The 13,770-nt window shown below is 68.4% G+C and carries 16 protein-coding genes; 10 read left to right on the forward strand and 6 right to left on the reverse strand.

The genetic code is table 11. The features are described from left to right. Positions 1-3: 3 nt before the first annotated feature. From NFE57_RS09860 to NFE57_RS09900, 9 genes are all read left to right on the forward strand, one after another. A complete protein-coding gene (locus NFE57_RS09860) occupies positions 4-954 on the forward strand; it encodes a flagellar motor switch protein FliM (protein ID WP_252135403.1) in 951 nt (316 codons plus the stop codon). Beyond that, positions 951-1,247 carry a flagellar motor switch protein FliN gene (gene fliN, locus NFE57_RS09865; RefSeq protein WP_252135404.1) on the forward strand — a complete coding sequence of 99 codons (297 nt, stop codon included), beginning with the start codon at positions 951-953 and terminating at the stop codon, positions 1,245-1,247. Before NFE57_RS09860 ends, fliN begins: the two co-directional genes overlap by 4 nt. Before the next feature lie 7 nt (positions 1,248-1,254). Next, positions 1,255-1,509: a flagellar biosynthetic protein FliO gene (locus tag NFE57_RS09870; protein WP_252135405.1), complete on the forward strand. Its 255-nt coding sequence runs from the start codon at positions 1,255-1,257 to the stop codon at positions 1,507-1,509. Continuing rightward, positions 1,506-2,417: a flagellar type III secretion system pore protein FliP gene (gene fliP, locus NFE57_RS09875; RefSeq protein WP_382280231.1), complete on the forward strand. Its 912-nt coding sequence runs from the start codon at positions 1,506-1,508 to the stop codon at positions 2,415-2,417. Before NFE57_RS09870 ends, fliP begins: the two co-directional genes overlap by 4 nt. Before the next feature lie 3 nt (positions 2,418-2,420). Further along, positions 2,421-2,690, forward strand: coding sequence for a flagellar biosynthetic protein FliQ (locus NFE57_RS09880; protein ID WP_252135406.1), 270 nt, complete (start codon positions 2,421-2,423; stop codon positions 2,688-2,690). Positions 2,691-2,816: 126 nt separating this feature from the next. Next, entirely contained in the window at positions 2,817-3,590 is a 774-nt protein-coding gene (gene fliR / locus NFE57_RS09885) for a flagellar biosynthetic protein FliR (RefSeq protein ID WP_252135407.1), read from the forward strand. Beyond that, entirely contained in the window at positions 3,590-4,717 is a 1,128-nt protein-coding gene (locus tag NFE57_RS09890) for an EscU/YscU/HrcU family type III secretion system export apparatus switch protein (protein ID WP_252135408.1), read from the forward strand. The genes fliR and NFE57_RS09890 overlap by 1 nt, the downstream gene beginning before the upstream one ends. Positions 4,718-4,811: 94 nt before the next feature. Then, complete coding sequence (gene fliD / locus NFE57_RS09895) at positions 4,812-6,275, forward strand: flagellar filament capping protein FliD (RefSeq protein WP_252135409.1); 1,464 nt, start codon at positions 4,812-4,814, stop codon at positions 6,273-6,275. Between the two features lie 5 nt (positions 6,276-6,280). Next, complete coding sequence (locus NFE57_RS09900; protein ID WP_252135410.1) at positions 6,281-6,682, forward strand: flagellar export chaperone FliS; 402 nt, start codon at positions 6,281-6,283, stop codon at positions 6,680-6,682. Positions 6,683-6,780: 98 nt separating this feature from the next. On the opposite strand, the gene NFE57_RS09905 is transcribed toward NFE57_RS09900, so the two are convergent. Next, a complete protein-coding gene (locus tag NFE57_RS09905) occupies positions 6,781-8,346 on the reverse strand; it encodes a phytoene desaturase family protein (protein WP_252135411.1) in 1,566 nt (521 codons plus the stop codon). A gap of 115 nt (positions 8,347-8,461) precedes the next feature. Between NFE57_RS09905 and NFE57_RS09910 the strand changes: the two genes are divergently transcribed. Beyond that, positions 8,462-9,046: a response regulator gene (locus NFE57_RS09910; RefSeq protein ID WP_252135412.1), complete on the forward strand. Its 585-nt coding sequence runs from the start codon at positions 8,462-8,464 to the stop codon at positions 9,044-9,046. A gap of 111 nt (positions 9,047-9,157) precedes the next feature. On the opposite strand, the gene NFE57_RS09915 is transcribed toward NFE57_RS09910, so the two are convergent. The 5 genes from NFE57_RS09915 to argH are packed head-to-tail and all read right to left on the reverse strand — an operon-like array spanning position 9,158 to position 13,764. Next, complete coding sequence (locus tag NFE57_RS09915; RefSeq protein WP_252135413.1) at positions 9,158-10,111, reverse strand: CorA family divalent cation transporter; 954 nt, start codon at positions 10,109-10,111, stop codon at positions 9,158-9,160. Beyond that, positions 10,108-10,902 carry a precorrin-2 dehydrogenase/sirohydrochlorin ferrochelatase family protein gene (locus tag NFE57_RS09920; RefSeq protein WP_382280238.1) on the reverse strand — a complete coding sequence of 265 codons (795 nt, stop codon included), beginning with the start codon at positions 10,900-10,902 and terminating at the stop codon, positions 10,108-10,110. Before NFE57_RS09920 ends, NFE57_RS09915 begins: the two co-directional genes overlap by 4 nt. Next, positions 10,887-12,149: a diaminopimelate decarboxylase gene (gene lysA, locus NFE57_RS09925; RefSeq protein ID WP_252135414.1), complete on the reverse strand. Its 1,263-nt coding sequence runs from the start codon at positions 12,147-12,149 to the stop codon at positions 10,887-10,889. Before lysA ends, NFE57_RS09920 begins: the two co-directional genes overlap by 16 nt. After that, entirely contained in the window at positions 12,149-12,385 is a 237-nt protein-coding gene (locus tag NFE57_RS09930) for a hypothetical protein (protein ID WP_252135415.1), read from the reverse strand. The genes lysA and NFE57_RS09930 overlap by 1 nt, the downstream gene beginning before the upstream one ends. Continuing rightward, positions 12,382-13,764 carry an argininosuccinate lyase gene (gene argH / locus NFE57_RS09935; protein WP_252135416.1) on the reverse strand — a complete coding sequence of 461 codons (1,383 nt, stop codon included), beginning with the start codon at positions 13,762-13,764 and terminating at the stop codon, positions 12,382-12,384. The genes NFE57_RS09930 and argH overlap by 4 nt, the downstream gene beginning before the upstream one ends. Between the last annotated feature and the right edge of the window lie 6 nt (positions 13,765-13,770).

Genomic DNA, 13,770 nt, shown 5'->3' on the forward strand with positions numbered 1-13,770 from the left:
GTCATGGTTAACGAGCGAGCAACCACGGCGGCAGCCGACCGGCGCAACCGCCCCCGCGACAGCGCGGAACCCCCGCGCGTGCTCGGCGCCGCCAAGCTCAATCCGTTCGGCGACCTGCATACGATGCAGCATCTGTCGGCGCGGCTGGCGCGGTCGCTGCGCGGCGTGTTCGAGCCGCTGCTGCGCGCTGAAACCCGCGTCTGGGCCGAACCGCTCGTCGTCCAGCGCTTCGGCGATTACCGCGCCGAGCGTCCCGAAGGGCTGACGGCGTGGGTGCCGCTCAAGATGACGCCGGGCAACGGCCACGCGCTCGCGGTGCTCGATGCCGGCTTCGTGCTGGAGATGCTCGATCGCTTCTTCGGCGGCCCCGGCGTGGTGCCGGGTGCGATCCCCAACGAATTTTCGGCCACTGCGGAGATGATGGCGGCACGCGTCGCGCGGCAACTCGCGGCGCCGCTGGCGATCGCCTGGGAACCGCTGGTGCGGCTCGGGTTCGATGCGGGCAATGTCGAGGTCAATCCCTCGATGCTGCCCGATCTCGATGCCGAGGATGCGATGGTGATCACCCGCTTCGGCATCGCCGCGGGCGAGGGCGATCATCGCCGGCTCGATCTGGTCTATCCGGTCGCGGCGTTGAAGCCGCACACGCTGTCGCTCACCGGCAAGGTCCACACCAAGAGCGCCGAGCCCGAGCCCGAATGGCTCGGCGGCATGACGCGCGCGGTGATGGGCGTGAAATTTCCGGTCCGCTCGGTGCTCGCCGAACCCGTCATCTCGCTCGCGCGGCTGATGGAGCTCAAGGAAGGCGATGTCATCCCGATCAGCTTCGGCCCCGAAGTGCCGGTGATGATCGGCACCGACCGGTTCGGCGCGGGCACCGTCGGCACGTCCAACGGGCGCGCCGCGATTCGCCTCAATTCGATCGTCCGTATCCATGAGGAAGACTTCCGATGAACGACATGACCGGCGGAATCCCCGCCGACGGCGCGGTCGCCGCCAATTTCAAATTGCTCCAGGGCGTCGACGTCAAGCTGACGGTCGAGATCGGCTCGACCCAGCTCACGCTGCGCGAGTTGCTCGCGCTCGGCGAATCGAGCGTAATCGAGCTCGATCGGCAGGCCAACGAACTGCTCGACGTGTTCGTCAACGGCACGCTGATCGGCCGGGGTGAAGTGGTGACGGTGGGCGAGCGCTTCGGCGTGCGCATGACCGAACTCGTCTCCCCCGAAAAGCGCGACAAGGCGTAACCCCGCGATGATGTGGTCCTACATCCTCAAGCTGGTCGTCCTGCTGCCGCTCGTCTGCGGGCTGATGATCGGCTGCCTCTATCTCTGGCGCCGGCTTGAGGCGCGGATGCCGGGCCAGCCCGCCAACCGGCTGCTCGCGGTCAGGGAAACGATGATGATCTCGCCGGGGGTCAAGCTCGCGGTGCTCGAATTCGAAGGCCGCAAGCTGCTCGTCTCGGTGGGGCGCGGGGGCGTCAGTCTGATCGATCGGGGCAATTCGTGAGCCAGCCGGTGATCCGCCGCCTGCGTGCCGACACACCGGCGCTGTTCAGTCCGCCGCGCGTGCGCCAGCAGCCGCGAGGGGGCGGACTGTCGCTCGGCCGGCTCGTGCTGATCGTGCTCGCGGTCGCATTGGTCGCGATCATCGCCGCGCCCGCGTTCGCGCAAGTTGCGCCCGCCGCGCCGGTGGCACAGGCACCCGCGACGCCCGGCGTCGGCGATGCGATCGATCGCGCGCTCGGCGATCTCGGCAGCGCCTCGAATGGCGGGCGGGGCGAGGCGCCGATGGCACTCAGCCTGCAGATCCTCATCATCATGGGGCTGCTCACGGTGCTGCCCGGCATCGTGCTGATGATGACCAGCTTCACGCGGATCATCATCGTGCTCTCGATCCTGCGTCAGGCGCTGGGGCTCCAGCAGACGCCGCCCAATCAGGTGCTGATCGGGCTGTCGCTGTTCCTGAGCTTCTTCGTGATGGCGCCGGTGATCGGCCAGATGAACACCAATGCGATCGAGCCCTATTCCGCCGGCAAGATCGGCGCGACCGAGATGATCAAGACCGCCGGCGTGCCGCTCCATGATTTCATGATGAAGCAGACGCGCACCAAGGATGTCACGATGTTCGCCGAGATGGCCAAATCGGGCCCCTATGCGAGCCCCGCCGACGTGCCGTGGTCGGTCGCGCTGCCCGCGTTCGTCACCAGCGAACTCAAGACCGCGTTCCAGATCGGCTTCCTGATCTTCCTGCCGTTCATCGTCATCGATCTCGTCGTCGCGACGGTGCTGATGTCTCTGGGCATGATGATGCTGTCGCCGACCATCATCTCGCTGCCGTTCAAGCTGCTGCTGTTCGTCCTCGTCGACGGTTGGGCGCTGACGATGGGCAGCCTCGCCAATTCGTTCATGACCTGAGCGATGGGCCCCGATTATTTCCTGACGGTCGCGCATGAGGCGATGTGGGTGCTGGCGCTCGCCGCCGCGCCGATCCTGATCCCGATCCTGCTGGCCGGGCTGCTGATCGGCATGATCCAGGCCGCGACCTCGATCAACGAACAGACCCTGTCGTTCATCCCCAAGCTGATCGTTACCGCGGTGGCGGTGCTGATCTTCGGCGGGATGATCATGGGGCTGCTGGGGGATTTCACGCTCGGCATCTACGATCGCATCCCGGATCTGGTGCGCTAGCGATGGCGGGTGCGCACGCTTCTTCCCTCCCGCCCGCGGGAGGGGTCGGGGGAGGGCTTGTTGGAGCCGTCCCTTTCGGAACACGCCCTCCCCTAACTCCTCCCGCAAGCGGGCGGGGGATCTAGGATGCTCGGCTTCGGCCTTGCGATCGAGCCGCAGCTCTGGTCGCTGATCTTCGTCATGGTACGGATCGGCGCGGCGCTGGTCGCGGCGCCGGTGTTCGGCGCGGTCGCGGTGCCGCTGCCGGTGCGGGTCGCGCTGTCGGGCGCGATCGCGGTACTGGTGCTCGGCGCGCATCCGGTGACGCCGCCCGCCGAGGTGTTCGCGCTCGCCACCTTTCTCTCGATCGCGGCCGAGGCGCTGGTCGGCCTTGCGATCGGTTTCATCCTCCAGATCGCCTTTGCCGCGCCGCTGATCGCGGGCGAGATCATCGGCAATTCGATGGGGATCGGTTTCGCGTCGATGATCGATCCGCAGACCGGCCGCTCGAGCGCGGCGTTGAGCAACTTCCTCTCGACGATGCTGACCTTGCTGTTCCTCTCGGTCAACGGCCACCTCGTGCTCGTCGAGATGCTGGTGAAAAGCTATGACGCGATGCCGCCCGGCGCCGCGTGGATGGCGCCCGAACGCTTCAGGGATATCGCCTTGTTCGGCAGCTACGCCTTTGCCGCAGGATTCCTGCTCGCGCTGCCGGTCGGCTTTCTGCTGTTGTGCCTCAACCTCATCGTCGGGATGCTGTCGCGCTCGGCGCCCGCGCTCAATCTGTTCGCGATCGGGCTGCCGATGAGCCTCGGCGTCGGCGTGATCGCGCTCGCGATCGCCTTCCCCGCGATGGGCGATTACATGATCGTCATCGTCGACGAAGGGCTTCGTGCCGCGCAGAATCTGGTGTTCGGCTGATGGCAGAGGATTTCGGCGAAAAGACCGAAGCGCCAACCCCCAAGCGCAAACGCGATTCGGCGAAGGAAGGCAATATCCTCAAGTCGCGCGAGTTCGCGACGGCGCTGGTGGTGCTTGCCGGGTGTGGCTGGATGGCGCTGTTCGGGGGCTCGCTGCTCGATGCGTGCAAGGCGCTGATGGCGGCCAGCTTCCAGTTCGGGCGTGGCGATGTCGAGGATTTCGAGCCCTTCCGCGCGCTCGCCGAGGCGGGGTGGAAGCTGGTGCCGTCGCTTGGCATTCTGTTCGCGGTCACGGTCCTGGCGGGCATCACCAGCCAGGCCGGGCTCGGCGCGTTCCAGTTCAATCCCGGCTTGTGGGCCCCCAAGGCGTCGCGCGTCAATCCGCTCGCGGGGCTCAAGCGGATGCTGGGGCCGCAAGGCTGGATCGAGCTCGGCAAGTCGCTGCTCAAGGTCGCGCTGCTCGCGGCGATCGGCGCGTACATGCTCAACGCCGCCGGCGACCGGTCGATCGGCATGGCGAGCACCGACATCAACCGCGCGGTCGCCTCGCTCGGCTCGACGCTGGTCGGCATCATGTTCGCGATGGCCGCCGGGCTGGCGCTGATCGCGGCGATCGACGTGCCGATCCAGATCGTCCGCCTGCTCGGCAAGCTTCGGATGAGCAAGCAGGAGGTCAAGGACGAGCACAAGGAAAGCGAAGGCTCGCCCGAGGCCAAGGGCGCGATGCGAGCACGCCAGCGCCAGATGGCGAAACGCTCGGTCAAACAGGCGGTCGCGGGCGCGCATGTCGTGCTCACCAACCCGACTCATTTCTCGGTCGCCTTGCGCTACGAACGCGCGACCGATCAGGTGCCCGTCGTCGTCGCCAAGGGCCGCGGCATCACCGCCTTCGCGATCCGCGAGGTCGCCACGGAGCTGGGGGTGCCGGTGCTCGAATATCCGGCGCTGGCGCGCGCGCTTTATTACACCAGCCAGGAAAACCAAGAGATCCGCGACGATCTCTACATGGCGATCGCGACCGTGCTGGCCTTCGTCTTCAACCTCAATCTCCAGGCCGGCGGTACCCCGCCCGCCGTCACCGTGCCGCCGGGCGCACGCTTCGACGAGAACGGCGTGAAGGTTGGTTAGGAGCGGGCCGGTGCCGCCTTCCACATAAACGAAACACCTCTAAACATTTCCGCCGCGCGGTCGCTCTGTGGGGTAGCGCGAAAGGGGCTCACGGATGACCACGACCAGTGCGACCAACCCGGCGGCCTCGGCCACGTCGCAGATCCTGACGTCGCTCAACAGCGGCTCGGGGATCGATACGCCCAATCTCGTCTCGTCGCTGGTCGCGGCGCAATATGCGGTCAAGCGCGACCAGCTTGCGAGCCGCAGCGCGGCGCTCACCACGCAGATTTCGGATGCGGCGGCGCTGCTCAGCGGCATCCAGACCTTTTCGTCGTCGCTCAAGACGCTCGTCGGCAGCGGCTCGCTGTCGACCCAGCCGACCAGTTCGAACTCCGGCGCGCTGTCGGTAAGCGCGCTATCGGGCGCCAAGCTCGCCGGGCTGTCGGCCTCGATCGAGGTCCGGCAACTCGCCACCGCGCAGACCAGCGCTGCCGCGACCGTCGCCGATCGCGCCGCGCCGATCGGCACCGGCAGCTTCACGCTCACCTTCGGCACCGCGACCGTCGCGGGCGGGGCGATGACGGGGTTCACCGCCGGGGCGCGGCCTTCGGTCGAGATCGCGATCGACGCCGATCACGCCAGCCTCGACGGGATCGCAAGCGCGATCAACGCCGCCAAGGCAGGAATCACCGCGACCATCGTCACCGATGCGAGCGGCGCGCGGCTGATGCTCAAGAGCGCGACCGGTGCCGAACAGGCGTTCACGTTGACCGCGAGCGGCGCATCGGACCCCGCGCTCGCCGCGCTCAACGTCGGCGTCGGGGCGGCCGGATCGACGATCGGCACCGCCGCGCAGGATGCGGTGGTGCTGCTCGACGGCATCGCGGTCTCGCGCAGCACCAACAGCGTCGATGATCTGATCGCCGGCGTGAAGATCGATCTGCTCGCCGCCACCCCCGGCGCGCCGGTGACGATCGGCAGCACACGCCCGATCGCGAGCCTCGAACAGGTCGTGCACGATTTCGTCGATACCTATAATCAGATGCTCGCGCTGTTGAAGGAAGACACCAATCCGATCTCGGGCACGCTCGCGCGCGACGGCGCGGCGCGCACGCTCAAGACGTCGCTCGCCGCGCTGACGCTGACGCCGCTGACCACCGGCGCCGCTGCCGGCGTGCCGACCACGCTGGCCGAGATCGGCGTCACCACCAACCGCGACGGGACGCTCAGCGTCGATGCGGGCCGCTTGTCGCGCGCGCTCGCGGCGAACCCGGACGCGATCGAGGCGATGTTCGCGACCGGCAAGGCGGCGACCGGCGACGGGCTGCCCGCCGCGCTCGATGCGATCGCCAAGGCGGCGGCCGACAAGAAATACGGCCTCGCTGCCAGCCAGAGCACCTACGACAAGGCGCTTGCCGCGATCGCCGACCAGCAGATTCGGATCGAGGATCAGGCCGAGGCGATGACCACCCGGCTGACACGGCAGTTCGCGAGCATGGATGCGCGCGTCGCGGCGTATAAATCCACCCAGACCTTCCTCGAGGCGCAGATCGCCGCCTGGAACAAGAAAGACTGATCGCGGTGGCCGCCTATGCCAGCAGGATCGGGCGCGACCCCGAGGCGACCTATCGTCAGATCGACGCCGTCGGCCGTACCGGTGAGGCCGATCCGCACGCGCTCGTGCAATTGCTCTACGAGGAACTCGTGCGCGCGCTGCGGGTCACCGCCTGGGCCGCCGAGCACCGCCAGTTGCGCGTGCGCAGCGAAAAGGCGACGCGATCGATCGCGATCCTGTTCGCGCTCGAATCGGGGCTCGATTTCGAACGCGGCGGCGAGGTCTCGCAAACGCTCTCCCGGCTCTATCAGGGCGCGCGCCAGACGGTGATCAACGCCAGCCTCGGCCACGATCCCGCGCCGTTCCTCGAGGTCGCCGACAATATCGAGGAAATCGCCGAGGCCTGGCGGCAAGTCCGCGGCGGCTGAGGCCGAGGACGCTTCCTGCCCGTTCGTGCTGAGCTTGTCGAAGCACCGTTCCTCATTGGGCGCGCCCTTCGACAAGCTCAGGGCGAACGGAAAACGGCTCAGCGCCCCCGCAATATCGCGCGCGCGGCGTTGCGCCCCGGGCGCCCGCTGACCCCGCCGCCGGGATGCGCGCCCGATCCGCACAGCCACAGCCCGGCAAGCGGCATCCGATAGCCCGCCATTCCCAGCATCGGCCGCGCGCTCCACAATTGGTCGAGCGACATCCGGCCGTGGAAGATATCGCCGCCGACCAGCCCGAAACGCGCTTCGAGATCGGCAGGCGCCAGCGCGAGATGGCCGATCACCGCTTGACGGAACCCCGGTGCCGCCGCCTCGATGGCGTCGAAGATCGTCTCGACCGCCGCATCGCGATGCACGTCCCAGCCGCCGGCGATCGTGGGGTTGAAATGCTGGCAGAACAGGCTCGCGACATGCTGGCCGGGCGGTGCGAGGCTATCGTCGACCAGGCTCGGGATCAGCATCTCGACGATCGGGCGGCGCGACCAGCCGTGCGCGCGCGCGTCGGTGAAGGCGCGATCCATATAATCGAGGCTGGGCGCGAGGATGATCCCGCTTTTGAGATGATCGCCCGGCTCGGGCAGCACCGCGAAACGCGGCAGCGCCGACAGCGCGACGTTGATCCGGAACGTCCCCGATCCGTTGGCGTGCTGCGCCATCCGCGCGCGCACCCCGGCGTCGAGCGTGTCGGGCGGCACCATGTCGAGCAGCAGCGTTTTGGGGTGAACGTTCGAAGCGACGATCCGCGCGCCGATCCGGCTGCCGTCGGCGAGTTCGACCCCGTCGACGCGCGTGCCGGTCGCGAGCACGCGGGCAACGGCTGCGTCGGTGCGGATCGTCACGCCCGCGCCCTCGCACGCGCGCGCCATCGCCTGTGTCACCGCACCCATCCCGCCGATCGCATGGCCCCATTGGCCCGCTTTGCCGTTCACCTCGCCGAACACATGGTGGAGCAGCACATAGGCGCTGCCCGGCGTGTCGGGGCTGGCATAATTGCCGACCACCGCATCGAAGCCGAACACCGCCTTGACGCAATCGCTTTCGAAAAAGCCGTCGAGCACCTCGCGCGCCGAGCGCGTGAACAGGTCGAGCGCGTCGCGCTTGGCCTCGATCGGCAGCCGCAGCAACCGCCACGCCTGATCGATCGCGCGCGCGACATCGCCCGGCCCGCCGCCCACATCGGGCGGGGCGCGATCGGCGAGCATCCTGAGCACGCGCGCAACCGCATCGAGCCGCCGCTCGTACTCGGGCAGCGCCGCCGCGTCGGCCTGCGAAAAGCGCGCGATTGCCGCGCGACTCTGCCCGCCGCCCATCAGCAGATAGCGGCCGTCCTCGGTGGGCAGGAAATTGGCATAGGGCCGCTCGACGATACGCAGTCCATGCGCTTGGAGGTTCATATCGGCGATGATGCGCGGATCGAGCAGCCCCAGCGTATAGCTCGCGGTCGAATTGCGGAATCCGGGCACGAATTCCTCGGTCACCGCCGCGCCGCCGACCACGCCGCGCCGTTCGAGCACCAACACGCGCTTGCCGCCGCGCGCCAGATACCAGGCGCACACCAGCCCGTTATGCCCGCCGCCAATCACGATCGCGTCGAAGTCGCTCATCGCTATCAGCCTGCCACTCTGCCGGCCGGGGCGACAAGCCCGGATATGGTTGGGCGACGGTTTACCGAATCGTGACGATCGTGCGTCATACGGGCGGGTCTGGGATAGGAGCCGCATGGAACGATTCGACGACATCGAGGCGCCACGCACGCGCCAACGGCCGGTCCGTACCGTGCTGGCGATCGACGACAGCCGCGCGACGCTCGAGATGCTCGGTGAGCAATTGTCGCGCCGTGGCTTTTTCGTCGTGCAATGCACCAATGGCGGCGAGGCGCTCGATCTGCTCGCCGCGCGCGGGGTCGATCTGGTCCTGCTCGATATGGTGATGCCGGGGCTGACCGGACTTCACGTTCTCGCCGAAATCCGCGCCAACCACGAAACCGCGGACCTGCCGGTGATCATGCTGACCGGGCACAACGATGCCGCCGCGGCGGTCGAGGCGCTCGCCACGGGCGCCGACGATCTGCTCGCCAAGCCCGTCGCGATCGATCTGCTCGCGGCGCGGATCGAACGCACGATCGATCGCGCGCAGCGCATCGCCGAACTCAAGCGCTCGAACGCGATGCTCGATGCGCGGATCGCGACCCGCGCGATCGAACTCGGCGAGGCGCGTACCGAACTTGCCGAACGCCGCGAGGAATGCCGACGGCTCACCGAATCGATCGCCGCGCTCAATGCCCGGCTCTCGGTGAGTATTTGATCCACTTGCGTGGATTGCCGCACCGGCCCGCTCCCCCATTCCACCTCCCATTCAGTATACTGCCGTCGGGAGGTGGGGTGGGGGAGTGGGCCGGTGCGGCGGCAATCAGATTCACCTCCGGAACCAGTGCCGCTGCAGGAAATAGATGATCACCCCCGCGGCGATCGCGGCGCACACGCCGAAGATCGCATCGAACGCCCAGGGCTCTTTGGCATAAGGCAAATTCTCCACGTTCATCCCGTAAAGCCCGGTGATGAAGGTGACGGGCAGGAACACCAGCGCGACGATCGAGATCAGCAGCGACCGGCTGTCGATCTGTTCGGCGCGCAGATCGGTCAGCGCCTCGTGCATCAGCGCGGCACGTTCGCGGATACTGTCGAGTTCCTCGGCCATCCGCGCGGCGCGATCGGCGGCGGCGGCAAGATGGAGCCGATCGTCGTCGTGGAGCCAGTCGACCGGTAGTGCGGCCAGCTTTTCGAGCGCCGCGCGCTGCGGCGACAGGAACCGGCGATAGCGGATCGCCTCGACGCGCACATGCGTCACATTGCGGCGCAGTTCGAATACATGATCGGCATCGAGATCGGCTTCGCAATCGTCGAGTTCGTCGCCCAGATCGGCGACCTCGGGGTCGAGCTCCTCGGTGATTGCGGCAGCGAATTTGGCGATCAGATCGCCCGGATCGCCGATCTCGCCCGCGTCGATCGCGGCGACCACCGCATCGAGCGCGGTCAGCGGCTTGCGCATCGCCGAAAACACGCGCGGCCCCGCCGCCCAGATCCGCACCGATGCCAGCGCGTCGGGAAGGTCCGCTTTGTCGGCGACATTGCCGCGCAGGTTGATGAACGCGCCTGTGCCCACCGCCTCGCAGCGCGGCCGGCTCTCGGTCGCGGTCAGGGCATCGATGACATAATCGGGGAGCGCGGCCCTGGTGGCCAGCCAATCCTGCGCCTCGCGATTGTTGGTCGACAGATGAACCCAGATCAAATCGCCATCGGCGGCAAGCGCGGCTTCGGGATCGATCTTCTCGGGCACGCCCTTGATGATGCGATACGCGAATCCGGTCACGATGCGCTCTCGGGCATGTCCATCTCCAACACCACGGTCAGCCCCGGTTGTGGCGCAGCGGGAGCGGCGCCGCAAATCCGCGTCGCATCGGCGCGCGCGCGATCGAGGATCGCGGCCGCGACATGGGGGGCGTGGTATACCCGGTCGGCTTGTCCCAGCCACCGCGCCTCACGCAGCGTCAAATCGTCGGGATCGGCGGAACGCAGCCGGATCGTCGTCCGGCGCGCGGGCGTCGCGGCATCGTCCTCCAGCCACCGCGTCACGGCGTCAGCATCGCTCGCCATCGGATCGAGCGCTCCGCCGTCGCCCAGCGCCGCCCCCAGCGCGCGCCGCCGCGCACCGTCATCGGGGTAACGCGCGCGCATCGCCTCGCGCGCCGCGAACAATCCGCGCGCAAGCCCGCCGAGGGCTGCGGGCAGGATCGCCTCGATCCGCTGGCGCAGCGCCCCCGCCAGCCCCGCCGACGCGCCGCCGGTGCCGATCGCGATCAGCACCGGATCGCGGTCGACGATCGCGGGCATCGTGACGTCGCACCAATCGGGCCGGTCGACCGCGTTGACCAACACGCCCCGCGCGCGCAGCCGATCGACCGCGGCGCGTGCCGCCGCCTCATCCTCGATCGCGACGATCGCGAGCCGGGCGTCGGGATGATCTGCGACCACGATCGCGCCCGCGCGGTCGAGCAGCCGCCGCTTGGCCTCGGCCGCCGCGCCGTCGCCGAGCAGGATCACCGGCTTGCCTGCCAGCCTGACGAACAACGGCAGGCTGTGGAGGCTCACCGCCTGAGCCACTCGGGCACGCGCTCGGCGGCGAGGATCGTCTCGGCGGCGATGCGGTCGGCGACCACGGCGTAGCGATCGCCATCGACCAATACCTCGGGCACCAGCGCGCGGCTGTTATAGGTCGAGGCCATCGTCGCGCCGTAAGCGCCCGCGGTGCGGAAGATCGCGAGATCGCCCGAGACGACCTTGTCGATCGTGCGGCCCATCGCGAAGGTATCGCCGGTCTCGCACACCGGCCCCGCGATATGGGCGACCATCGTCTCGCCGGTCGGGCGGACCGCGGCGAAATCGTGCCAGGCATCGTAGAGCGCGGGGCGCGCGAGATCGTTCATCGCCGCATCGACGATGACATAGGGATGGGTGACGCCGGGCTTGACCCAGATCACGCGCGTCAGCAGCACCCCGGCATTGCCCGCAATCACGCGGCCGGGCTCGAACATCAGTTCGACGTCCCAGCCCCTGGTCGTGCGGGCAACCATCGCGCCGTAATCGGCGGGGCTCGGCATCACGTCGTCGTGCTTATAGGGCACGCCGAGGCCGCCGCCGAGATCGACGCGGCTGATACGATGGCCCGCCGCGCGCAGCTCGGCCACCAGTTCGCCGACGCGCGTATACGCCGCCGCGAGCGGCGCGAGATCGCTGAGCTGGCTGCCGATATGGATCGCGACCCCGCGCAGATCGAGCCCGGGAAGCCCGGCAAGCCGATCGAACATTCCCGACGCGCGGTCGATCGGTACGCCGAATTTGTTCTCCTTGCGCCCGGTCGAGATTTTGGCGTGGGTGCCCGCATCGACATCGGGATTGACGCGCAGCACCGCGCGCGCGGTCATCCCCTTCGCCGCCGCGATCTCGGCGAGGACGCGGCCTTCTTCCTCAAGCTCGAGGTTGAACTGGCCGATCCCGGCGTCGAGCCCGCGGGCCAATTCGTCGCGGGTCTTGCCGACGCCCGAAAAGACGATCTCGCTCGCGGGCATCCCGGCGGCCAGCGCGCGCGCCATCTCGCCGCCCGAGACGACATCGGCGCCATAGCCCTCGTCGGCGAGCAGCCGCAGCACCGCGACATTGGGATTGGCCTTGATCGCATAGGCGAGATGCACCCGCCCGAGCGGCAGCAAGGCGTCGCGGAACACGCGGGCATGGCGGCGAAAGGTCGCCGCCGAATAGACGTAGACGGGCGAGCCCACCTCGTCGGCGATGCGCGCAAGCGGCACCCGTTCGGCGTGGAGCGCGCCGTCGATCAGCGTAAAATGGTCCATCAGTTCTCAGGCGGGAGGTCGAAGGGATCGGGGGCGCGCTCGTGCGACTCTTTCAGGAGTTCGTCGTCACGGCGCGGGCGGGTCTGGGGTGGCGGGGTCAGCAGTTCGCTGGCGGCAGGCCGCGCTTGCTCGCCATAAGCGGCGACGGGCAAGGGCTTGCCGTCGGCGGGTTTGAGCCCCGCCGCCGAGCCGCAGCCGGTCAAGGCGATCGCGGCGATCAGGATCGCTGGTTTCATCGGCCTGCCTCTTCGTCGCGTCGTGCGCGCGCCGCGGCGATCGCCTCGCGCACCCGCACCGGCGCGGTGCCGCCAAGGCTCGTCCGGCTCGCCACCGACGCATCGACCGACAGAACGTCGAACACGCGCGCATCGATCCGTGCGTCGATCGCGGTCAGCGTGTCGAGCGGCAGCGCGTCGAGCCGCACGCCGGCATCCTCGGCGGCCTTGACCGCGCGGCCGGTGATATGGTGCGCCTCGCGGAACGGCACCCCGGCCTCGCGCACCAGCCAGTCGGCAAGGTCGGTCGCGGTGGCGAACCCCGATTCGGCCAGCGCGCGCATCCGTGTCGTGCGGAAGGTCGCGCTCTCGATCATCCCGGTCATCGCCGCGATCGACAGCCCGAGCAGGTCGTGCGCCTCGAATACCGGCGGCTTGTCGTCCTGCATATCCTTCGAATAAGCGAGCGGCAGGCCCTTCATCGTCATCACCAGCGCGGTCATGCACCCGGCGATCCGCCCTGAATGGCCGCGCACCAGCTCGGCGGCGTCGGGGTTGCGCTTTTGCGGCATGATCGACGATCCCGTCGACCATTGGTCAGACAGCGAGACGAAGCCGAACGGCTGCGACGCCCAGATGATGAATTCCTCGGCGAGCCGCGACAGATGGAGCGCGGTCTGCGTCGCCGCCATCAGATAATCGAGCGCGAAATCGCGGTCCGATACCGAATCGAGCGAATTGGCGGTCGGCCGGTCGAAACCGAGCGCGGCGGCGGTGGCATGCCGATCGATCGGAAAGCCCGTGCCCGCCAGTGCAGCGGCGCCCAGCGGGCATTCGTTGGCGCGCGCGCGCGCATCGGCAAAGCGGCTGCGGTCGCGCGCGATCATCGCGTGATACGCCATCAGATGGTGGCCCAGCGTCACCGGCTGCGCGCTCTGGAGGTGGGTGAAGCCCGGCATCACGCTGTCGGCATGCTCGTCGGCGCGCGCGATCAGCGCGTCCTGCAGGCTGCCGAGCGCGGCCAACACCTCGTCGATTGCGGCGCGCGTCCACAATTTGAAATCGGTCGCGACCTGGTCGTTGCGCGAGCGCGCGGTATGGAGCCGCCCCGCGGCCGGGCCGATCGCCGCCGCCAGCCGCGATTCGGTGACCATATGGATGTCTTCGAGGGCGAGATCCTCGGGCACGCCGTCGCGCGCATAATCGGCCGCGATCGCGTCGAGCCCGTCACGGATCGCCGCGGCATCCTCGGCCGAGACCACGCCCTGCGCGGCCAGCATCGTGACATGCGCCTTCGATCCCGCGATATCCTCGCGCCACAAGCGCTTGTCGAAGGGGATCGAGGCGTTTATCTCGCGCATCACCGCAGCCGGGCCTTCGACGAAGCGCCCGCCCCACATGGCATT

Source organism: Hephaestia sp. MAHUQ-44, from assembly GCF_023806085.1.
Classification (GTDB): domain Bacteria; phylum Pseudomonadota; class Alphaproteobacteria; order Sphingomonadales; family Sphingomonadaceae; genus Sphingomonas.

Bases quoted from the DNA above. Each gene is read 5' to 3' on its own strand.
- argH (WP_252135416.1), bottom strand. From the start codon at position 13,764: ATGTGGGGCGGGCGCTTCGTCGAAGGCCCGGCTGCGGTGATGCGCGAG.
- lysA (WP_252135414.1), bottom strand. From the start codon at position 12,149: ATGGACCATTTTACGCTGATCGACGGCGCGCTCCACGCCGAACGGGTG.
- NFE57_RS09890 (WP_252135408.1), top strand. From the start codon at position 3,590: ATGGCAGAGGATTTCGGCGAAAAGACCGAAGCGCCAACCCCCAAGCGC.
- fliN (WP_252135404.1), top strand. From the start codon at position 951: ATGAACGACATGACCGGCGGAATCCCCGCCGACGGCGCGGTCGCCGCC.
- NFE57_RS09860 (WP_252135403.1), top strand. From the start codon at position 4: ATGGTTAACGAGCGAGCAACCACGGCGGCAGCCGACCGGCGCAACCGC.
- fliD (WP_252135409.1), top strand. From the start codon at position 4,812: ATGACCACGACCAGTGCGACCAACCCGGCGGCCTCGGCCACGTCGCAG.
- fliR (WP_252135407.1), top strand. From the start codon at position 2,817: ATGCTCGGCTTCGGCCTTGCGATCGAGCCGCAGCTCTGGTCGCTGATC.
- NFE57_RS09905 (WP_252135411.1), bottom strand. From the start codon at position 8,346: ATGAGCGACTTCGACGCGATCGTGATTGGCGGCGGGCATAACGGGCTG.
- NFE57_RS09880 (WP_252135406.1), top strand. From the start codon at position 2,421: ATGGGCCCCGATTATTTCCTGACGGTCGCGCATGAGGCGATGTGGGTG.
- NFE57_RS09910 (WP_252135412.1), top strand. From the start codon at position 8,462: ATGGAACGATTCGACGACATCGAGGCGCCACGCACGCGCCAACGGCCG.
- NFE57_RS09930 (WP_252135415.1), bottom strand. From the start codon at position 12,385: ATGAAACCAGCGATCCTGATCGCCGCGATCGCCTTGACCGGCTGCGGC.
- NFE57_RS09870 (WP_252135405.1), top strand. From the start codon at position 1,255: ATGATGTGGTCCTACATCCTCAAGCTGGTCGTCCTGCTGCCGCTCGTC.